We start from the raw sequence: 18,357 nt of genomic DNA, 5'->3' as shown, positions 1-18,357 counted from the left end.
GGACCCGAACCGGCACGGGCACCCGCACCCGCACCCGCACGGGAGCGGGCGCCGGCGCGGACACAGGGGGGAAGGCGGGGCGATGGACGGCGGTGGTCGTGGGCCCGGGGCGTGGGGAGCGCTGCCCCGGCCGGAGTTCATGGCGGCGGTGAATCCCTGGCGGGCGGCGGCCTACCTGCTGGCGAGCGGGACGGCCGGGCTGCTGCTCTGCGCCGGGCTGCTGGTGGCGGCGACCGCTGCCGGGCTGCTGGCGGTGCTGCTGATCGGGCTGCCGCTGCTGGCGGCGCTGGCGCTGGTCGGGGTGCCGTACGCGGCGTGGGAGCGGCGGCTGTTGAGGCTGCTGGACAGCACGCCGGTGCCCGGCCCGCATCTCGTGCCGAGCCGCCCCGGACTGCCCGCGTGGCTGCGGCTGCGCTACCGCGAGCAGGCGACCTGGCGGGAGCTGGGCTTCGCGGTGCTCGCCGCGTTCGTGCTGTGGCCGGTCGATCTGGTCGTCGCCGGCTGCGCGCTGGCGGTGCCGGGTTGTCTGCTCGCCGCCCTGCCGTTGCTGCTGCTGGACGGTGAGCAGGTGAACGTGCTGAAGCTGTTCCAGGTCCATTCCCCGCTCCTGGCCGCCCTGTTGGGACTGGGCGGCCTGCTGCTGCTCCCGTTGCCGGCCTACCCGCTGACGGCGGTGGCCGTCGGCCGGGCCGCGCTCGTCCGGCTGGTGCTCGGCCAGGGCGGGCAGGAGCGGCGGATCGGTGAACTCGTCAGCTCCCGGGCCCGGTTGGTGGACGCCTTCGAGGCGGAGCGCCGCCGGATCGAACGCGATCTGCACGACGGCGCCCAGCAGCGCCTGGTGGCGCTGACGATGGCCCTCGGGCTGGCCCGGCTGGACGCGCCGCCGGGCGGACCGCTGGCCGACCGGCTCGCCGAGGCGCAGCTGGCGGCCGGCGAAGTGCTCGCCGAGATAAGGGAGTTGATCAACGGCATCCATCCGCAGGTGCTCACCGACCGGGGCCTGCCGGACGCCTGTGCGGATGCCGCCGACCGCTCACCCGTCCCGGTGGAGGTCGGCTTCGACCTGCCCGGCCGGCTGCCGCCGCCGGTCGAGTCGGCGGGTTACTTCGCCGTCTCCGAGGCGCTCGCCAACGTGGCCAAGCACAGCGGTGCGCGCGCCGCCCGGATCCACGGGCGTTACACCGGAGGGTTGTTGACCATCGAGGTGGCGGACGACGGTCGCGGTGGCGCGGACCCGGCGGGCGGCACCGGTCTCACCGGGCTGGCCGACCGGGTCGCGGTGGTGGACGGCACACTGACGGTGAGCAGCCCGCCCGGCGGACCGACCCTGTTGCGTGTGGAGATCCCTTGTACCCAGATCAAGCCGTAGACCGGCCCCGGCCCCGACCGGCCGGACTGCGCGTGGTCCTCGCCGAGGACGGTGTCCTGCTGCGCGAGGGCCTGATCGGTCTGCTGGACCGCTTCGGCCACCGGGTGGCCGCCGCCGTCGGCGACGCCGAGGCCCTGCGTACGGCCGTCGCCGAGCACGAGCCGGACATCGTCATCACCGATGTCCGGATGCCACCGGGCCAGACCGACGAGGGCCTGCGCGCCGCCGTCGCCCTGCGCGAGCGACGCCCGCGACTGCCCGTCCTGGTCCTCAGCCAGTACGTGCAGCGCTCCTACGCCGCGGAGCTGCTGGACTCCGGGGACGGTTCGGGCGTGGGCTACCTGCTGAAGGACCGGATCGGCCAGATCGAGGAGTTCGTGTCCGCGGTCGGCACGGTGGCGGCCGGTGGCACGGTGGTCGACCCGGAGGTGGTGCGGCAGCTGCTGCGGCGTCGGCGGGATCCACTGGGCCGGCTGACCCCGCGCGAACGCGAGGTGCTGGCGCTGATGGCCGAGGGCCGGTCCAACACGGCGATCTGCCGCGAACTGGTGGTGTCGGAGGCCGCGGTGAGCAAGCACATCGGCAACATCCTGATGAAGCTGGACCTGCCACCGGCCGAGGAGACGCACCGCCGGGTGCTGGCGGTGCTGGAGTTCCTGCGCGCCTGAGCCGCTGTCACCGCCCGGCGCCCGCCATGCGGTGCCTCACCGCGGCGCCGCTCACCGCTCACCGCTCCAGCGCCTCCCGCAGCCGGCGGAACTCCTCGGCCAGTGTGTCCAGGGTGTAGTGGGCGTTGAGGCCGCTCGGGTTGGGCAGCACCCAGACCTCGGTGTCGCCGATGCCCTCCGGCTGGCGGCCGACCGCCGCCCCGCGGCGGCCGAAGCCGGTCCGGTACGCGCCGATGCCGAGGACGGCCAGGGCGCGGGGGCGCAGCCGCAGCACCCGGTCGGTCAACGCGGCGCCGCCCGCGCGCAGTTCGTCGGCGGTGAGCTCGTCCGCCTTGGCGGTGGCGCGCGGGGCGACGTTGGTGATGCCGAGGCCGAGGCCGAGCAGCTCGCCCTGTTCGTCCGGGCGGAACTGGCGCGGGGTGAAGCCGGAGCGGTGCAGGGCGGGCCAGAACCGGTTGCCCGGGCGGGCGAAGTGGTGGCCGGTGGCGCCGGACCAGAGACCGGGGTTGATGCCGCAGAACAGCACCCGCAGCCCGGGCCCGGCGACGTCCGGGATGGTGGTGTCCCGGGCGGCGAGCAACTGCTCCGCGGTGGGCTTCACCGGCTGAACCGGCTGAACCGGCTGAACCGGCTGAACCGGCTCCGCGACGGGCTGTGCCGGCTTCGTGGGTTTCCGCATCCGTCCAGTCTGCCCGCCCGGCCCGGCCGGCCCGGAGGCGCCCCGTTCATCCCGGGCGCCCCTGCCACCGGGCCGCCGCTGTCACCCGGTGGCCTCTCCGGCGGCCAGGGTGAGCCGTCCGGTCCCGGCCCGCCGTTCCCGCAGCCACCGCAGGCCGAACACCACCGCCGCCGCGTACGCCCAGCCGGCGAAGATGTCGACGATGAAGTGCTCCGCCCCGTACACCAGGGTGAACGCCATCGCGAGCGGGTACGCGACGAGCAGCACCCGCAGCCACCGCGCGGCCGTCGGCCAGAAGAAGAACAGCAGCATCGCCGGGTAGGCGGAGTGCAGCGAGGGCATCGCGGCGACGTCGTTGGCGAACTGGCTGCCGTTCTCGAAGATCGACCCCGCGCGCGGCAGCCCGCTCTCGGTCAGCACGTCGGAGACCACCCGGGTGAGCTCCGGCATGTTCCCCTCCTGCCCGGTGAGCCACGGCGGGTCGGCCGGATAGAGGATGTACGTCGCGAAGCCGGCGAAGGTCAGCGCGAGGTAGCAGGTGAGCAGGTGCCGGAAGCGGTCGTGGCGGCGCCGCCAGAGCACCGCCAGGATCACGAAGATCATGAAGAAGTGCGACATGTAGACGGTGACGGCCGCGTAGTCGTACCAGTGCGGCGAGCCGGGGGTGTACAGCGCGTGCTGCAGCCGGACGGTCCAGGTCTCCCCGAGGCCGAGCAGCTCGTCGGCGCGCAACTGCGGCCGCCAGTGCGGGGCCCACGGGGTGTGCGCGCCGTAGCCGCGCAGCAGCGAGTACACCCAGACCACGGCCATGACGGGCACCCAGTCGCGCAGCACCAGCAGGAAGCCGCGCCGCCCGTGGCCGCTGTGCACGGCGGCCGCGAGCAGCGCGCCGATCAGCCAGCAGAAGACCACGTCATTGGCGTACGGCATGCCGTACGTGCGCAGGTACCAGAAGAGGGCGAGGAAATAGAGCGGCCACGCCAGTAGCCGCAGCCGGGCCAGTGCGGTGGTGTGCGCACGGGGCTGGGTCACCGGACGCAGCCGCCCGGCGCGCGCGGGTGGGGGCGGCGCCGGGCGGAGCATTTTGGTCATACCGATTGAAGCTAGCAAGGCATTCTTGGAGAACTCTTTACGTATACGGCCTGTCGTTCAGCAAAGACTCAGACAGCGGAACGGCCCGGCCGGGCGCGCCCGTTACGAGACGATGCCCAACTCGTGCGGCGTGTTGTTGAACCGCCGCCCGCCGTGCTCGGTGACGGTGACGATGTCCTCGATCCGCACCCCGAACCGGCCGGGCAGGTAGACGCCGGGCTCGATCGAGAAGCACATGCCGGGGACGAGCGGCCGCTCCTCGCCCTCGATCAGGTACGGGGGCTCGTGCGTGGTGATGCCGATGCCGTGGCCGGTGCGGTGGATGAAGTACTCGCCGTACCCGGCCTCGATGATCACCCGTCGGGCGATCCGGTCGATCTCCTGGCAGCTGACCCCGGGCCGGACGGCCTCGAAGGCGGTCTGCTGTGCCAGCCGGACGATGTCGTGCACCTTCCGCACCTCGTCCGGCACGTCCGTGCCGACGTGGACGGTCCTGGTGGTGTCGGAGCCGTAGCCGTCCTTGAGGCCGCCGAAGTCCAGGACGACGGTGTCCCCGGGCCGGATGACCCGGTCGCCGGCCTCGTGGTGCGGGTTGGCGCCGTTGGGGCCGGAGCCGACCACGGTGAAGTCGACCTGGCTGTGCCCGTACTGGATCAGCAGCGCGCTGAGGTCGGCGGCCACGTCGGTCTCCCGGCGGCCGGCGAACGTCACCTCCAGGATGCCCCGGTAGGCGGCGTCGGCGGCGCCGCCGGCCGCGGCCAGGCGCTCCAGCTCGTCGCCGTCCTTGACCGCCCGCAGCATCGGCAGCGCCTCGGTGAGGGAGGAGAAGCCGGTGCCGGGCAGGGCGGCCTGGAGGCCGAGCAGGTGCATGGCCCAGGCGTTGTCGGAGATGCCGTACCGCCCGGCGGGGTCGAGCAGCGGGACGGCGGCGGTGTACGGGTCCTCGCCGTCGGTCCAGTCGACCAGCCGCAGGGCGGGGGCGCCGGCCGCCTTCTCGGCGTCGGGGCGCTCCAGCTTGGGGACGATCAGGGCGGGTTCGCGCCCGGCGGTGAGGAGGAGGGCGGTCAGCCGCTCGGTGATGGCGGTGGGCTGGTAGCCGCAGAGGTAGAGCAGGTCGGGGCCGGGGGCGACGACCAGACCGGTGAGTCCGGCGGCGGCCGCCTCGGCGGTGGCCCGGGTCATCCGGGCGGTGTAGTCCTCGGTGGTGAACGGTCGTGGCACGGGTGTCTCCCGCCTTCCTTGTGTCGACGGTGTGCTGCCGGGTTCCGGTGCTGACGGCTTGTCACGGGCCCGGTGGCGGTGGTTCGGCCGGGTGGGTGAGGGGCGTTCCGGTGCCCGGGCGCGGCCCGGGCGGTCGCCGTCACGGTCGCGCGGAGTCCGCGTAGTTCCGGAGGAACAGCGCCTCCACATGGGCCATGTGCTCGATCTCGCCGGGGTCGACGCTCTCGTTGGGCGCGTGGATGAGGCAGCGCGGCTCCTCCACCCCCATCAGGATGATCTCCGCCTCGGGGTAGGTCCGGGCGAGGACGTCACAGAGCGGGATGGAGCCGCCCTGCCCCAGGAAGGACAGCGCCGTGCCGTAGACCTCCCGCACGGCCCGGTCGAGCGCGGCGTACGCGGGCCCGCCGGTGGCGGCCCGGAACGGCGATCCCGCGCTCTCCCGCTCGATCTCCACCCGGACGCCCCAGGGTGCGGCGGCCCGCAGGTGGGCGATGAGCGCCTCCTGGGCGGGGAACGCCTCGGTGCCGGGCGGCACCCGCAGGCTGACCCGGGCCCGGGCGGTGGCCGGGATCGCGGCGGCCGAGCCGACCACCGGCGGACAGTCGATGCCGAGCACGGTGACGGCGGGCCGGGCCCAGAGCCGGTCGGCGACCGTGCCGCCGCCGGTCAGCCGGACGCCGTCCAGCACGCCCGCGTCGGTACGGAACCGCTGCTCGTCGTAGCCGACGCCGGCCCAGGTGCCCCGGCAGTCCAGCCCGTCGACCCGGGTGCCGCCGTCGGCGTCGCGCAGCGAGTCGAGCATCCGGATCAGCGCGGCCAGCGCGTCCGGGGCGGGGCCGCCGAACATCCCGGAGTGCACGTCGCCGCCGAGTGTCGAGACGGTGACCAGTACGGTGGTGACCCCGCGCAGCGAGGTGGTGGCGGTGGGCACGCCGACGGCGGCGTTGCCGGTGTCGCAGACCAGCAGGGCGTCGGCGTGCAACTCGCCCGCGTGCGGGGGCAGATACGCCTCCAGGCCGCCGGTGCCCTGTTCCTCCGAACCCTCGGCGACGAGTTTGACGCCCACCGGGAGATCGTCGCCGAGCGCCCGCAGCGCGGTGAGGTGCATGACGATGTTCCCCTTGCAGTCGGCGCTGCCGCGCCCGTACCAGCGGCCGTCGCGCTCGGTGAGTTCGAACGGCGGGGAGGTCCAGGCGGCGGCGTCGAGCGGGGGCTGGACGTCGTAGTGGCAGTAGAGCAGGACGGTCGGGGCGCCGGGCGGGGGCGGGCGGTGGCCGATCACGGCGTGGCTGCCGTCCGGGGTCTCCTCCAGGTGGACGTCGCGCAGTCCGGCCTCGGTGAACGCGGCGGCGACCCACTCGGCGGCCTCGCGGCACTTCTCGGGCGGGTACTGGCGGGGGTCCGCGACGGAGGGGATGGCAACCAGCTCGGCCAGGTCGGCCTTGGCCCGGGGTATCAGAGCGGCGATCCGGCGGGCGAGTTCGTCGGTCATGGGTACGGCTCCTCGGGTACGGCCCGGGACAGGCCGTACCCGGCCAGTTCACCCGGTTGCCGAGGCCGCCGCACGCGGCGTGCGCCGCACGGGTGACCGGGGGCCGGAGCGGAGCGGCGGAGGTGCGGGCGGACGGGGCCCGGTCCTCTCGGGCTGATTCCCTTCGAGGCACGGAATCGTAAATATCGGGCCGATCGTCGGCGGGTTGAGCCAGGATGACTGAATGCCATACGAACTTCAGGCGTTGATCGGCCCGTTGGAGCTGCTCAGGGTGGCGGCCGCGGAGGTCCCGGCCGCCCGTCTCGCCCCGCTGGCCCAGGGGCTGGCGCTGATCCCGGCCACGCCCGCCTTCCTGGCCGCGCTCCGCCTGGGCGGCGACGGGGCATCCGGCCGCGCGTCCGGGTTCGAGTGGTTCCCGGAGGGCTTCGAGCGCCGGCTCGCCGCCTGGTCCAAGGCCGGCCCGATCGCCTGCGTCGAGGCCGACTACTTCGGCGGCACCGGCACCCAGCGCGCCGCCGTCTGGGCGGACGGGCGGCTGGAGCTCGGCCCGCTCACCAAGGCCGAGTCCGAACGCTTCCCGCCCGAGGGCAGCCCGATATCCCAGGCCCTGCGCCGGATCGGCGCCCGCGTGGACGGCGACCACTTCGACGAGTTCGAGGCGGTCGGCCTGCCCGCCCACCGCAGCACCGGGGGCTGGGCCCCGGCCGACTGAGCCTCCCGACACGGAAAGCCCCGGCCCCGAGGAGGCTCAGGACCGGGGCCGCGCCCGCGGGGTCAGCGGTAGTTCACGTACTGGATCGCGAAGTCCAGGTCCTTGCCCTTGAGCAGCGCCTGCACGGCCTGCAGGTCGTCGCGGCTCTTCGAGGTCACGCGCAGTTCGTCACCCTGGACCTGGGCCTTCACGCCCTTCGGGCCCTCGTCGCGAATGATCTTCGCGATCTTCTTGGCATCGTCCTGGGTGATGCCCTCCTTCACGTTCACGAAGATCTTGTACTCCTTGCCGGAGAGCTGCGGCTCCCCGGCGTCCAGAGCCTTCAGCGACAGGCCGCGCTTGATGAACTTGCTCTGCAGCACGTCCAGGACGGCCTTCACGCGCTCCTCGCCGTTGGCCTTCATCTCGATCTTCTCGCCGGAGCGGCTGATCTCGGCGCCGACGTTCTTGAAGTCGAAGCGGGTGGCGATCTCACGGGAGGTCTGGTTGATCGCGTTGTCGACCTCCTGCCACTCGACCTTCGAGACGATGTCGAAACTGGAGTCGGCCATGGGTGTTGGTCTCCTTGATGTTCTGGCTTCACTGACACGGCCCGCCCCACCGGGCGCCCGCCGCCCCAGCCTATCCAGCGCCACCCCGCCCCCGCCCGGGCCCGCCGCGCCGCGTTTCTTGATCCTCCGATGGCCAAAGGGGTGGCGAACCACCCCCCGGCATCGGGTATGGTTTATCCAGTCGAACGGGGCAGCGCCCCGCGAGACGAACATCCTGGCTGGTTGCCCGAGCGGCCAAAGGGAGCAGACTGTAAATCTGCCGGCATAGCCTACGTAGGTTCGAACCCTACACCAGCCACCGGATAGAGAACGGCCCCTGATCTGCGGAAACGTGGATCAGGGGCCGTTTTGTCGTGCCCGGGCGCAGGGGCGCAGGGGCGACGGGGCGTCAGGGGGAGCCGAGGAGGAGGGCCGCCGCGGCCGGGGTGTCGGGAGCGGTGTGGGTGGGGGCGGGGTGGTCCGCGGGGAGCGGCGGGGGTGGGGTGGGGGTGATCCAGATCGAGCGGAGGCCGGTGGCGTGGGCGCCCCGGAGGTCGGTGGCGGGGTTGTTGCCGACCATCCAGTCGTCGGGGGTGAGGGTGCGGCCGAGGCGGGCGGCGGCGAGGTGGAAGATCGCGGGGGCGGGTTTGCGGGCGCCGGCCTCCTCGGAGACGCAGACGGCGTCGACGTGGGGGAGCAGGCCGGTGCGGGCGAGCTTGGCGCGCTGGATGCCGGTGGAGCCGTTGGTGACGACGGCGATGGTCCAGCCGGCGTCGCGCAGGGCGGCGAGGGCGTCGGGGACGCCGGGGAGCAGGTGGGTGCGGGCGGCCTCGCGGGTGACGTGCTCCTCCCAGAGGGCTGCGCCGGAGTCGGGCAGTCCGTAGCGGGCGGCGATCCGGGTGAATCCGGCGGGGGAGCGGTCGGCGCGGTAGAGCTCGAAGACGGCGGGGGCGGCGTCGGCGGGGATGCCGTGGGTGGCGCAGAATCCGCGGGTCCAGGCATCGGCGGGGCCGTCGCGTTCGACCAGGGTGTGGTCGAGGTCGATGAGGAGAAGGGGACGCGAGGGGCGGGCGGGGCGATCCATGTGCGGAGCGTAGTGCGGCGGGGGCGGAGAGCGAGAATTCCTGGCATCGGCGGGCGGGCGCACTATTGCGCATTACTTGCAATTACTCCTGGCAGGCAGCAGAGTGTCCTCAGGGGTGGGGTGGGCCGTTCAGCCTCCCCGCTGAGAAGTCCCGGGCGTGCTCAGGTGCGCGCCGGGAGTCCTCCGACAGTGCTGATCGTCTTCCCAACCGGCGCCCGCCGGGACATCGGCCCACCCGCCCCGTCCACGCCCCCCGGGGCCGGCCGCCGCATGGCGTCAACGGATCGTCAAAGGCACACGTCGAGGCGTCAGGAACGCGTAGGGGCAGGGGAGCGGGGCGGCACCCGGCCCGCAGGATCGGAGCAGCACCCGACTGCGGAGGTCCTGCCCGATGTCCAGCGCCACCACCACCCCGGCCGTCGCCGCGGAGCCCGAGCCCCCGGATACCGGCGCGGCCGGTGACCGGCACCGCCTCAGCGCCCTCGGCGGCCTGGCCGCGCTCTCCCTGGACGCGATGGCCTCCGTCGCGTACGGGCCCGAGTCGATCGTCCTGGTCCTGGCCGCGGCCGGGGCGTACGGGCTCGGCTTCACGCTCCCCGTGACGGCGGCGATCGCCGTGCTGCTGGCGGTGCTGGTGGCCTCCTACCGCCAGGTGATCGCGGCCTTCCCGGACGGCGGCGGCTCGTACGCGGTGACCAGGGAGCATCTGGGCCGACGGACCGCGCTGACCGCCGCCGCCTCCCTGGTGATCGACTACATCCTGAACGTGGCGGTCTCGGTGACCGCGGGGGTGGCCGCGCTGACCTCGGCCGTGCCGGGCCTGTACGGCCACTGGGTCTGGCTCTGCCTGGGCGTGCTCGCCCTGGTCACCGCCGTCAACCTGCGGGGGATCGCCGAGTCGGCCCGCTGGTTCATGGCGCCGACGGCCGTCTTCGTGCTGTCCATCCTGGCGATCATCGTGGTCGGCCTGTTCCGGGACGCCCCGGTGAGCACCGAGGCGGCCACCGGGCACGCCTCGGCGCTGGCCGGCAACGCGACCGCGGTCGGCGCGCTGCTGCTGCTCAAGGCGTTCGCGGCGGGCTGCTCGGCGCTGACCGGGGTGGAGGCGGTGGCGAACGCCGTCCCGTCCTTCCGCACGCCGGGCGTGAAGCGGGCGCAGCGCACCGAGGTCGCGCTCGGCGCGCTGCTCGGCGTGATGCTGATCGGACTGGCCGTGCTGATCGGCCGCTTCCACCTCCAGCCGGTGGAGGGCGTCACCGTGCTCGCCCAGCTCGCCGACGCCTCGCTCGGCCACGGCGCCGGCTTCTACCTGGTCCAGTTCGCCACCGTGATCCTGCTGGGCCTGGCCGCCAACACCTCCTTCGGCGGCCTGCCCGTGCTGCTGCACCTGCTCGCCCGCGACAACCACCTGCCGCACGTCTTCGCGCTGCGCGCCGACCGCCAGGTGCACCGTCACGGCGTGCTCTTCCTCGCCCTGGTCTCCGCGGCGCTGCTGGTCGGCTCCGGCGGGGACGTCAACAGCCTGGTGCCGCTGTTCGCGATCGGGGTCTTCGTCGGCTTCACCGTCTGCCAGGTCGGCATGGTCAGGCACTGGTGCGTCCGGCGGCAGCGGGGCTGGCGGGCCAGGGCGGCGCTGAACGGTTTCGGCGCGTTGCTCACCGGCGTCGCGGCGGTGGTCGTCACCGGGACGAAGTTCACCGAGGGCGCCTGGGGCATCTGCCTGGCGCTGCCGCTGCTCGTCCTGCTCTTCGAGGCGGTCCACCGCGGCTACGCGCGGATCGGCGAGGCGCTGGAGCTGGGGCGGGTGCCCGGCGCCGTCACCCGCCGGCGCAGCCTGGTCGTCGTCCCGGTCACCGCGATCACCCGGCTGACCAGGGACGGGCTGAGCGCGGCGCTCTCGCTCGGCGACGAGGTCCTGGCGGTCACCGTGGTGCACGACCCGGCGGAGGCCGAGGCGCTGCGCCGGGACTGGGAGCTGTGGCGGCCGGGCGTGCCCCTGGTGGAGATCCCGGACGGCCACCGCCGGCTCGGCCCGCCGATCGCCGCCTTCGTCAACCGGCTCGGCGCCGAGCGCGCGTACGACCGGCTCACCGTCCTCATCCCCGAGGTCGAGCCGGCCCGCCCCTGGCAGCGGGCGCTGCAGAACCGGCGCGGGGCGGTGATCGACCGGGCGCTGCGCCGCCACACCGATGCCGTGGTCTGCCGGCTCCGGATGCGGATGTAGGCCTGGGCGGGCCGTGCGCCGCGGTCGCGGCGCGGGCAAATTGCCCTATATGTGGCTAAATGTCCTATCGGATCGTCATATCTTGACGATGTCTTAACGGGGGGGCTTAACGCCGTTGATACGCCCGGCAGGTGCGTGCTCATAGCGGCTCCGACCTGCGGGAACACTCCTCCCGATCGGCGTGCCGGGCCTTTTCGGCACGCCTTCGGGGCCCATTGTCAGGCTGTTTTCGGCCCTTACGCTCGCCCATGTGTTCAACGTGCCCCAGGCGCTCAAGCGTCTAGTGATCGGCAAGGCCATGCGCAGCGAGGAGCTGGGCGAGACGCTGCTCCCCAAGCGGCTGGCGCTGCCGATCTTCGCCTCCGACCCGCTCTCCTCGGTCGCCTACGCGACCCAGGAGATCCTGCTGGTGCTCACCGTCGGTGGCACCGCGTTCCTCTACCTGACCCCGTGGGTCGCGGCCGGTGTGGTCGCGCTGATGGCGGTCGTGGTGATGTCGTACCGCCAGGTCGTGCACGCCTACCCCAGCGGCGGCGGCTCCTACGAGGTGGTGTCCCGCAACCTGGGGGCCAACTCCGGCCTGGTGGTGGCCGCTTCGCTGCTGGTCGACTACGTGATGACGGTCGCGGTGTCGGTGGCCTCCGGGGTGGACAACATCATCTCGGCGCTGCCCGCGCTCGCGGACCACCGGGTGGAGCTGGCGGTCGGCTTCGTCGCGCTGCTCGCGGCGATGAACCTGCGCGGTGTCCGGGAGTCCGGCAAGGCCTTCGCGGCGCCGACGTACCTCTTCATCGGCGGCATGCTGCTGATGGTGGTCACCGGTCTGATCCGGGTCGCGTTCGGCCACGCGCCGGTGGCGTCCAGCGCCTCGTACGGGGTCCTGCCGGTGGACGGCAAGGACACCCTGGCCGGGCTGGGCCTGCTGATGCTGGGCCTGCGGGCGTTCGCGTCCGGCTGTACCGCGCTGACCGGTGTGGAGGCGATCTCCAACGGCGTGCCGGCCTTCCGGGCGCCGAAGTCGAGGAACGCCGCCACCACGATGGCCGTGATGGGCACCACGGCCGTGGTCATGTTCGTCGGCATCACCGCGCTGGCACTGATCTCCAAGGTCCACATCACGGACGACGCCTGCCAGTTGACCGGGTTCCCCGGCGACTGCCACACCGCCCCGCAGCAGACCGTGATCGCCCAGCTGGCGGCCGCGATCTTCGGCGGCGACCACTCCGTGCTCTTCTACTTCGTCCAGGCCGTCACCGCGCTGGTGCTGATCCTGGCGGCCAACACCGCCTTCAACGGCTTCCCGCTGCTGGCCTCGATCCTGGCCGAGCACCGCTATCTGCCCCGGCAGATGCACACCCGCGGCGACCGGCTGGCGTTCTCCAACGGCATCATCGCCCTCGCGGTGGTGGCCGGCGGGCTGCTCTGGCTGTACGACGCGGACGTCACCAGCCTGATCCACCTCTACATCCTGGGCGTCTTCACCTCCTTCACGCTGTCCCAGATCGGCATGGTGAAGCACTGGAACCGCGTCCTGCGCACCGAGACCGAGCCGGGCGTCCGCGGCCCGGCCCAGCGTTCCCGGGTGATCAACGCCTTCGGCGCGGTCACCACCGCCCTGGTGCTGGTCATCGTGCTGCTGACCAAGTTCACCCAGGGCGCCTGGCTGGCCGTGGTCGCGGCGGTCGTGCTCTGGGTGATGATGCGCGGCATCCGGCGGCACTACGACGGTGTGGCCGAGGAGTTGGCGGTGGACGACCCGCACGCCGAGTCGGTGCGGCCGTCCAGCGTGCACGGGATCGTGCTGGTCTCCAAGCTGCACAAGCCCACCCTGCGGGCGCTCGGCTACGCGCAGGCGTTCCGGCCGGACTCGCTGGAGGCGCTGACCGTCGCGGTCGAGCAGGAGGCCACCGGTGAACTGGAGCGGCAGTGGCGGGAGCTCGACGTCCAGGTGCCGCTGAAGGTGCTGGACTCGCCGTACCGGGAGATCACCAAGCCGGTGGTGGCGTATGTGCGCGAGTACCGCCGGACCAGCCCCCGGGACGCGGTCGCGGTGTTCATCCCCGAGTACGTGGTCGGGCACTGGTGGGAGCACCTGCTGCACAACCAGTCGGCGCTCTGGCTGAAGAGCCGGCTGCTGTTCACCCCGGGCGTGATGGTGATCAGCGTGCCCTGGCAGCTGACCTCCTCCAGCAAGGCGTACCACCCGTCCCGCCGGGCCCCGGGCGCGGTGCGGCGCGGTGAGCCGGTGGGGCGGTCGGAGCACGAGAAGCTGCCGGCGCCCGAGAACTCCTGAGCGGCACCCAGGAACGCCTGCCGGCACCGGAGAACGCCCGCACGGCACCCGGAGACGTGCCCGGGCGACCCCGGCACGACCGACCGGAACGGGCCCCGGACAGCATCGCTGTCCGGGGCCCGAAACGTTTCCGCACACGGCCGGTCTCGGCCCGGTGACGCGGGCGTCAAGGTCGCGTCAACGTCGCGTATCCGCCCGTATGGAGGGCGTCAGGGAACCGTAGCGCCCCTCAACCGGCTGGTTTGCTGCTTCAGCCGGTCTTCCGCCGGTGCCGTGCGGTGCCTCCGGGCCCGGCCGCGGCCGTCTCCGAACCACTGTGGTGGAGCCCATGTCCGATCTCATCTACGTCGGTGTCACGGTCGCCGTGTTCGCCGTCATCGCCCTGATCGCACGGGGGGTGGAGAAGCTGTGAGCGCCGAGAACATCGCAGGTCTCATCGTCGCCGTCGCCCTCGTCGGCTACCTCGTCGTGGCGCTGATCTACCCGGAGAAGTTCTGACATGGGTTCCACCCTCGCGGGCTGGCTGCAGGCCCTCGCCCTGGTGGGCGCGCTGGCCCTGTGCTACCGCCCCCTCGGCGACTACATCGCCAGAATCCTCACCACTCCCAGGCACCTCGGAGTCGAGCGCGGCCTGTACAAGGTCATCGGCGTGGACGGCGACGCCGACCAGCGCTGGCCGGTCTACCTCCGTTCGGTGCTGGCCTTCTCGGCCGTCTCGGTCCTCTTCCTGTACGGGCTGATCCGCCTTCAGGGATATCTGCTGCTGAGCCTCGGCGTGCCGCAGATGGAGGGTCACCAGGCCTGGAACACCGCGATCTCCTTCGTGGCCAACACCAACTGGCAGTCCTACGGCGGTGAGTCCGCGATGGGCCACGTGGCCCAGATGGCCGGCCTGGCGGTGCAGAACTTCGTCTCCTCGGCCGTCGGCATCGCGATCGTCGCCACGCTGATCCGGGGCTTCACCCGCAACCGCACCGACCGGGTCGGCAACTTCTGGGTGGACCTCACCCGGATCACGCTGCGCCTGCTGCTGCCGATCGCGATCGTCTTCGCGCTGGTGCTGGTCGCCAACGGCGTGGTGCAGAACTTCCACGGCTTCCACGAGGTCGCCACGCTGGCCGGCGACCCGCAGTCGGTCCCGGGCGGTCCGGTGGCCTCGCAGGAGGTCATCAAGCTGCTCGGCACCAACGGCGGCGGCTTCTACAACGCCAACTCGGCGCACCCGTTCGAGAACCCGACCGGGTTCAGCAACCTGGTGGAGATCTTCCTCATCCTGCTGATCCCGTTCGCGCTGCCCCGCGCCTTCGGCCGGATGGTCGGGGACAACCGTCAGGGCTACGCGATCCTCGCCGTGATGGGCCTGTTCTGGGTGGCCTCGGCCGCGCTGATCACCTTCTCCGAGACGCAGCACTCCGGCAGCGCGATGCAGGCCGCCGGCGGGGCGATGGAGGGCAAGGAGCAGCGGTTCGGTATCGCGGCCTCCAGCCTGTTCGCCGCCTCCACCACGCTGACCTCGACCGGCGCGGTGAACTCCTTCCACGACTCGTACTCGCCGTTCGGCGGCGGGATCGCGATGTTCAACATGATGCTGGGTGAGATCGCGCCCGGCGGTACCGGCTCCGGCCTGTACGGCATGCTGATCCTGGCGGTCGTCGCGGTCTTCGTGGCCGGTCTGATGGTCGGCCGGACGCCGGAGTACCTGGGCAAGAAGCTCGGCGGCCGCGAGATGAAGTTCGCCTCGCTGTACATCCTGACCACGCCGACGATCGTGCTGGTCGGCACGGGCCTGGCGATGTCGCTGCCGGGCGAGCGCGCCGGGATGCTCAACTCGGGCGCCCACGGCTTCTCCGAGGTGCTGTACGCGTTCACCTCGGGTGCCAACAACAACGGCTCGGCGTTCGCGGGCATCACGGTCAACACCGACTGGTACGACACCGCGATCGGTCTGGCGATGGTGTTCGGCCGCTTCCTGCCGATGGTCTTCGTGCTGGCGCTGGCGGGCTCGCTCGCGCGGCAGCAGCCGGTTCCCGCCACTCCGGGCACCCTGCCCACCCACAAGCCGCTCTTCGTGGGCCTGCTGTCGGGCGTCGTCCTGATCGTCGTCGGTCTCACCTACTTCCCGGCCCTCGCTCTCGGGCCGATCGCGGAAGGTCTCTCCTGATGTCCACCCCTACGCTCACCCCCGCACCGCTCGAGAAGACGGAGAGCGCGGCGCCGCACAGAGTCTCCAACGGCCTCCTCGACCCCAGGCTGATAGCCGCCTCCCTGCCGGACGCGGTGAAGAAGCTGGACCCCCGGGTGATGGTCAGGAACCCGGTCATGTTCGTGGTCGAGGTCGGCTCGGTGGTCACCACCGTCGCCGCGATCGCCGACCCGTCCGTGTTCGCCTGGTCCATCACCGTCTGGCTCTGGCTGACCACCGTCTTCGCCAACCTGGCCGAGGCCGTCGCCGAGGGCCGCGGCAAGGCGCAGGCGGACACCCTGCGCAGGACCAGGACCGACACCATGGCCCGGCGGCTGACCGACTGGCCGGCCTCGCGGGCCGAGGAGGAGGTCTCCGGCACCGCGCTGGCGCTCGGCGACCACGTGGTGGTCGAGGCCGGGCAGATCATCCCCGGCGACGGTGACGTGGTCGAGGGCGTCGCGTCCGTGGACGAGTCGGCGATCACCGGAGAGTCCGCGCCGGTGATCCGCGAGTCGGGCGGTGACCGCTCCGCGGTGACCGGCGGCACCAGGGTGCTCTCCGACCGGATCGTGGTGAAGATCTCCTCCGAGCCGGGCAAGACCTTCATCGACCGGATGATCGCCCTGGTCGAGGGCGCCGCCCGGCAGAAGACGCCGAACGAGATCGCGCTCAACATCCTGCTGGCCTCGCTGACCATCGTCTTCCTGATCGCGGTCGTCACGCTCCAGCCGATGGCCACCTACGCGGGCGCCCCGCAGTCGATGATCGTGCTGGTCGCCCTGATCGTGGCGCTCATCCCGACCACCATCGGCGCGCTGCTCTCCGCGATCGGCATCGCCGGCATGGACCGGCTGGTGCAGCGCAACGTGCTGGCGATGTCCGGCCGGGCCGTCGAGGCGGCCGGGGACGTCAACACCCTGCTGCTCGACAAGACCGGCACCATCACCCTCGGCAACCGCCAGGCCGCCGAGTTCCTGCCGGCCCCCGGCGTGGGCACGGAGGAACTGGCCGGTGCCGCGCAGCTGTCGTCGCTCGCCGACGAGACCCCGGAGGGCCGCTCGATCGTGGTCCTCGCCAAGACCGGGTACGGCCTGCGGGCCCGCGCCCAGGGCGAGTTGACCCACGCCACCTGGGTGCCCTTCACGGCCCAGACCCGGATGTCCGGCGTCGACCTGGACGAGGCCGAGGCCGTCCACCAGGTCCGCAAGGGCGCGGCCGCCGCGGTCACCAACTGGGTGACCGAGCAGGGCGGTTCGGTCGGCGGCGAGGTCTCCGCGCTGGTCGACGGGATCTCCGCGGCCGGCGGCACGCCGCTCGTGGTCGCCGACAGGGTGGGCTCCGCCCCCGCCCGCGTCCTGGGTGTCATCCACCTCAAGGACGTGGTCAAGGAGGGCATGCGGGAGCGCTTCGACGAGCTGCGCCGGATGGGCATCAAGACCATCATGATCACCGGCGACAACCCGCTGACCGCCAGGGCGATCGCGGAGGAGGCCGGCGTGGACGACTTCCTCGCCGAGGCCACCCCCGAGGACAAGATGGCCCTCATCAAGAAGGAGCAGGCCGGCGGCAAGCTGGTCGCGATGACCGGGGACGGCACCAACGACGCCCCCGCCCTCGCCCAGGCCGACGTCGGTGTCGCGATGAACACCGGGACCATGGCGGCCAAGGAGGCCGGGAACATGGTCGACCTGGACTCCAACCCCACCAAGCTGATCGAGATCGTCGAGATCGGCAAGCAGTTGCTGATCACCCGCGGCGCGCTGACCACCTTCTCCATCGCCAACGACGTCGCGAAGTACTTCGCGATCATCCCGGCGATGTTCGCGGCGGTCTACCCGGGCCTCGACAAGCTCAACATCATGCACCTGCACAGCCCGCAGTCCGCGATCACCTCGGCGATCATCTTCAACGCCCTGGTCATCATCGGCCTCATCCCGCTCGCCCTGCGCGGCGTCCGCTACCGCCCGTCCGACGCCGGCTCCCTGCTGCGCCGCAACCTCGGGCTGTACGGCTTCGGCGGTCTGATCGTCCCCTTCGCCGGGATCAAACTGATCGACCTGGTCGTCCAGTTCGTCCCCGGCCTGAGCTGAGAAAGGAGCACCTGATGTCCAAGCCCCTGCCCACCACCGTGCGCACGCACTTCACCGCGCTGCGGATGCTGCTGGTGATGACGGTGATCCTCGGTCTCGCCTACCCCCTGCTGATCACCGGGATCAGCCAGCTGGTGCTCGACGACAAGGCCAACGGCTCGATCGTGGAGCTCGACGGCAAGGAGGTCGGTTCCAGCCTGCTCGGCCAGAGCTACAACCTCCCCAAGCAGAACCCGGACGACGAGAAGGAGGAGGCCAGGCCGGACCCGAAGTGGTTCCAGCCGCGGCCCTCCGCCGGCGGCTACGACCCGAAGAGCTCCGGCGCCTCCAACCTCGGCCCGAACAGCGAGGACCTGCTGAAGACCGTCGAGGACCGCCGTGCGGCCGTCGCCGCGTTCGACGGCGTCGACCCGGCGAGCGTGCCGGTGGACGCGGTCACCGCCTCCGGCTCCGGCCTCGACCCGCAGATCTCCGTCGCCTACGCGAAGGAGCAGGTCGCCCGGGTCGCCAAGGCCCGCGACCTGCCCGAGGAGACCGTGCGCAGGCTGGTCGAGAAGTACACCGAGGGGCGCTCGCTCGGCTTCCTCGGACAGGAGGGCGTGAACGTCGTACTGCTCAACACCGCGCTGTCGGAGCAGAAGTGACGATCCGTCCGAAAAATCCCTGAACAGGCCGACCCGGGCCGGGGCAGCAGCCCCCGGCCGGGGTCGGCCGCCGC

Annotated in this window: 15 protein-coding genes and 1 tRNA gene; 10 read left to right on the top strand and 6 right to left on the bottom strand. The window is 72.2% G+C overall.

What is annotated here, in order from left to right:
* Positions 1–139: 139 nt before the first annotated feature.
* Positions 140–1,369, top strand: coding sequence for a sensor domain-containing protein (locus ACIQIB_RS01665; RefSeq protein ID WP_400654475.1), 1,230 nt, complete (start codon positions 140–142; stop codon positions 1,367–1,369).
* Positions 1,348–2,037, top strand: coding sequence for a response regulator (locus ACIQIB_RS01660; protein ID WP_400756196.1), 690 nt, complete (start codon positions 1,348–1,350; stop codon positions 2,035–2,037). The genes ACIQIB_RS01665 and ACIQIB_RS01660 overlap by 22 nt, the downstream gene beginning before the upstream one ends.
* A gap of 58 nt (positions 2,038–2,095) precedes the next feature.
* Here ACIQIB_RS01660 and mug read toward each other — a convergent pair whose 3' ends face one another.
* From mug to ACIQIB_RS01640, 4 genes are all read right to left on the bottom strand, one after another.
* On the bottom strand, positions 2,096–2,638 hold the full coding sequence (gene mug / locus ACIQIB_RS01655) for a G/U mismatch-specific DNA glycosylase (RefSeq protein ID WP_400756195.1): 543 nt from the start codon (positions 2,636–2,638) through the stop codon (positions 2,096–2,098).
* Between the two features lie 159 nt (positions 2,639–2,797).
* The gene (locus ACIQIB_RS01650) at positions 2,798–3,808 is read right to left on the bottom strand and encodes a phosphatase PAP2 family protein (protein WP_400756193.1); all 1,011 of its coding nucleotides are present in this window, start codon (positions 3,806–3,808) and stop codon (positions 2,798–2,800) included.
* A gap of 102 nt (positions 3,809–3,910) precedes the next feature.
* Positions 3,911–4,990: an aminopeptidase P family protein gene (locus tag ACIQIB_RS01645; protein WP_400756309.1), complete on the bottom strand. Its 1,080-nt coding sequence runs from the start codon at positions 4,988–4,990 to the stop codon at positions 3,911–3,913.
* A 178-nt stretch (positions 4,991–5,168) separates the two neighbouring features.
* Entirely contained in the window at positions 5,169–6,521 is a 1,353-nt protein-coding gene (locus ACIQIB_RS01640) for a dipeptidase (RefSeq protein ID WP_400756192.1), read from the bottom strand.
* Between the two features lie 223 nt (positions 6,522–6,744).
* Here ACIQIB_RS01640 and ACIQIB_RS01635 point away from each other — a divergent pair, with 223 nt between their 5' ends.
* Complete coding sequence (locus tag ACIQIB_RS01635) at positions 6,745–7,233, top strand: hypothetical protein (RefSeq protein ID WP_363605882.1); 489 nt, start codon at positions 6,745–6,747, stop codon at positions 7,231–7,233.
* 62 nt (positions 7,234–7,295) lie between these two features.
* Here ACIQIB_RS01635 and ACIQIB_RS01630 read toward each other — a convergent pair whose 3' ends face one another.
* A complete protein-coding gene (locus ACIQIB_RS01630) occupies positions 7,296–7,784 on the bottom strand; it encodes a YajQ family cyclic di-GMP-binding protein (RefSeq protein WP_363605881.1) in 489 nt (162 codons plus the stop codon).
* Between the two features lie 216 nt (positions 7,785–8,000).
* Here ACIQIB_RS01630 and ACIQIB_RS01625 point away from each other — a divergent pair.
* Positions 8,001–8,082 (top strand) — tRNA-Tyr (locus tag ACIQIB_RS01625).
* Between the two features lie 90 nt (positions 8,083–8,172).
* Here the strand turns inward: ACIQIB_RS01625 and ACIQIB_RS01620 are convergent.
* Positions 8,173–8,847: an HAD family hydrolase gene (locus ACIQIB_RS01620; RefSeq protein WP_400756190.1), complete on the bottom strand. Its 675-nt coding sequence runs from the start codon at positions 8,845–8,847 to the stop codon at positions 8,173–8,175.
* A gap of 391 nt (positions 8,848–9,238) precedes the next feature.
* Here ACIQIB_RS01620 and ACIQIB_RS01615 point away from each other — a divergent pair, with 391 nt between their 5' ends.
* The 6 genes from ACIQIB_RS01615 (at position 9,239) to kdpC (ending at position 18,283) form a co-directional block, all read left to right on the top strand.
* Positions 9,239–11,071: an APC family permease gene (locus tag ACIQIB_RS01615; RefSeq protein ID WP_400756189.1), complete on the top strand. Its 1,833-nt coding sequence runs from the start codon at positions 9,239–9,241 to the stop codon at positions 11,069–11,071.
* A gap of 298 nt (positions 11,072–11,369) precedes the next feature.
* The gene (locus tag ACIQIB_RS01610; RefSeq protein WP_363606049.1) at positions 11,370–13,364 is read left to right on the top strand and encodes an APC family permease; all 1,995 of its coding nucleotides are present in this window, start codon (positions 11,370–11,372) and stop codon (positions 13,362–13,364) included.
* A 408-nt stretch (positions 13,365–13,772) separates the two neighbouring features.
* Entirely contained in the window at positions 13,773–13,862 is a 90-nt protein-coding gene (gene kdpF, locus ACIQIB_RS01605; RefSeq protein WP_097237446.1) for a K(+)-transporting ATPase subunit F, read from the top strand.
* A gap of 1 nt (position 13,863) precedes the next feature.
* Positions 13,864–15,525 (top strand): potassium-transporting ATPase subunit KdpA, encoded by a 1,662-nt coding sequence (gene kdpA, locus ACIQIB_RS01600; protein WP_363605878.1) that lies wholly within the window; start codon positions 13,864–13,866, stop codon positions 15,523–15,525.
* Complete coding sequence (gene kdpB, locus ACIQIB_RS01595) at positions 15,525–17,639, top strand: potassium-transporting ATPase subunit KdpB (protein WP_400756187.1); 2,115 nt, start codon at positions 15,525–15,527, stop codon at positions 17,637–17,639. Before kdpA ends, kdpB begins: the two co-directional genes overlap by 1 nt.
* 14 nt (positions 17,640–17,653) lie before the next feature.
* Entirely contained in the window at positions 17,654–18,283 is a 630-nt protein-coding gene (kdpC, locus tag ACIQIB_RS01590; protein WP_400756186.1) for a potassium-transporting ATPase subunit KdpC, read from the top strand.
* Positions 18,284–18,357: the final 74 nt, after the last annotated feature.

Source organism: Kitasatospora sp. NPDC092286, assembly GCF_044755565.1.
Classification (GTDB): Bacteria; Actinomycetota; Actinomycetes; order Streptomycetales; family Streptomycetaceae; genus Kitasatospora.
Note: the sequence above shows the minus strand (reverse complement) of the source record. Positions and strands in the feature narration are given on the sequence as shown.